Origin of the sequence: Micromonospora maritima (assembly GCF_902825405.1) — a bacterium.
GTDB lineage: Bacteria > Actinomycetota > Actinomycetes > Mycobacteriales > Micromonosporaceae > Micromonospora > Micromonospora maritima.
The window spans coordinates 1-1,537 of sequence record NZ_CADEAU010000818.1 but is presented as its reverse complement, the minus strand read 5'-3'; the positions used below and the strand labels follow the sequence as shown (position 1 = coordinate 1,537).

4 protein-coding genes are annotated in these 1,537 nt (G+C 75.4%); 1 reads left to right on the top strand and 3 read right to left on the bottom strand.

The window, feature by feature from the left end:
- The 3 genes from HUW36_RS32625 to HUW36_RS32615 form a co-directional block, all read right to left on the bottom strand.
- On the bottom strand, window positions 1-610 hold a 610-nt coding region (locus tag HUW36_RS32625; protein ID WP_281357589.1), incomplete at its 3' end, for a beta-ketoacyl synthase N-terminal-like domain-containing protein.
- On the bottom strand, window positions 603-848 hold the full coding sequence (locus HUW36_RS32620) for an acyl carrier protein (RefSeq protein WP_174531556.1): 246 nt from the start codon (window positions 846-848) through the stop codon (window positions 603-605). The genes HUW36_RS32625 and HUW36_RS32620, both read right to left, overlap by 8 nt.
- Window positions 848-1,111 carry an acyl carrier protein gene (locus tag HUW36_RS32615; RefSeq protein WP_174531555.1) on the bottom strand — a complete coding sequence of 88 codons (264 nt, stop codon included), beginning with the start codon at window positions 1,109-1,111 and terminating at the stop codon, window positions 848-850. The genes HUW36_RS32620 and HUW36_RS32615 overlap by 1 nt, the downstream gene beginning before the upstream one ends.
- 17 nt (window positions 1,112-1,128) lie before the next feature.
- Here HUW36_RS32615 and HUW36_RS32610 point away from each other — a divergent pair.
- Window positions 1,129-1,537 (top strand): 4'-phosphopantetheinyl transferase family protein (locus HUW36_RS32610; protein WP_174531554.1); only part of this gene is annotated, 409 nt, incomplete at its 3' end.

Here is a 1,537-nt window from a genome sequence, read left to right as displayed (position 1 = left end):
CCACCGCGGCCACCCCGTCGCCCAGCAGCAGGCCCGTGCGGCCGGCACTGAACGGCCGGACCGCGCCGTCGGCGGCGAGCGCCCGGCCCGCGTCGAAGAGCGCGTACTGGTCGGGTTCGACCAGGTAGCCGGCCGCGACCACGACCCGGTCCAGGTCGCCGCGGCGGATCAGCGCGGCCGCGTCGGCGACCGCGGTGCTGGCCGAGACGCAGGCGGTGGTGTAGATCCGGGCCCGTCCGCCCAGGCCGCACCGCGCGGCCAGGTGACCGGCCAGCGCCGGCACCGTCGGCTCGTTCGACCCTTCCGGTACGGGCAGCGAGTCCGGCCCGCCGTGGGTGGCCAGGAACAGCGCCGACTCCGCGCGGCCGGCCCGGTCCAGCCCGGCGGCTCGGGCGGCGGCGTCGATCGCGTCGGCCAGTTCGTCGGCGAGCGGGCCGACCTCCGGCAGGGTGGCCGCCACGGTGACCCGGCGACCGCTGGTGTCGAAGCGGCGCACCGGCCCGAACGCCGGGGTGCCGGCGAGCACCCCGGACAGCAGCGCGTCGGCGCCCCTGCCGAGGGCGCTGAGCGCGTACGTGCCGGTGATCCGTACGGTCTCCCGCTCAGCCATCTGCGGGAGCGGTAAGCGAGCTGCGGAACACCGCCAGCGCGTCGTCGACGGTGCGGATGCCGGCGAGCTGGTCGTCGCTCAGCTCCAGCCGGCGGTCGTAGCGCTGCTCGACGAGGTGGACCAGCCAGGCCAGCTCCATCGAGCCGATCCGGTCGGGTACCCGGTCGGCGGGCTTCGCGGTGAGTTCGGCGAGCATGCTCACCAGGTCAGCTCGCCCCAGGTCGGGCCGACCGGACATCAGGAGTTGTCGCCGTCGGCGGCCGCGCGGTCGGCGACCATGGTGGTGAACTCGCCGACCGTCATCAGGGCCAGCTTCTCCGACTCGTCGTCGGCGAACTTCAGGCCGTAGCGGTCCTCGACGCGGACCGCCAGGTCGGCCAGGGCCAGCGACTCCAGGTCGACGCCGGAGGGGCCCAGGGTGGTGTCGTCGTCGAGGTCCTCGACGTCGTAGTTCATGTCGGCCAGCTGCTCGATGACGAAGGTGCGGACCTCGTCGCGCATGGGGTTAACCTCTTTCCGTGAACCAGCTACCGGTGCCCGGTCGGGACACCGTGTACGTGTGGACCGGCCGTGCCACCGGCGACCAGCGGGAGCTGACGCGGCGGCTGCTCAGGCGCGCGGGTAGCGCGTTGCTCGGCCGGCCCGAGGCGGGGATCGGGGTGGAGCGGACGCCCGGCGGACGCCCGGAGGTACGCGCCGACGACGGGCGGCGGCTGCCGGTCAGCGTCAGCCACGTCGACGCAGTGGTCGTGGTGGCCGCCCGGGCGGGCGGACCGGTCGGGGTGGACGTGGAGCGACGCCGTCCGCTGCCCGCCACGGCCCTGGCCCGCCGCTGGTACGCCCCGGACGAGGCGGACTGGCTGGCGGCGCGCGACGAGACCGGCCGGGTGCTGGACTTCCTGCGCCTGTGGACGGCGAAGGAGGCGG

Bases quoted from the DNA above. Each gene is read 5' to 3' on its own strand.
- HUW36_RS32620 (WP_174531556.1), bottom strand. From the start codon at position 848: ATGTCCGGTCGGCCCGACCTGGGGCGAGCTGACCTGGTGAGCATGCTC.
- HUW36_RS32615 (WP_174531555.1), bottom strand. From the start codon at position 1,111: ATGCGCGACGAGGTCCGCACCTTCGTCATCGAGCAGCTGGCCGACATG.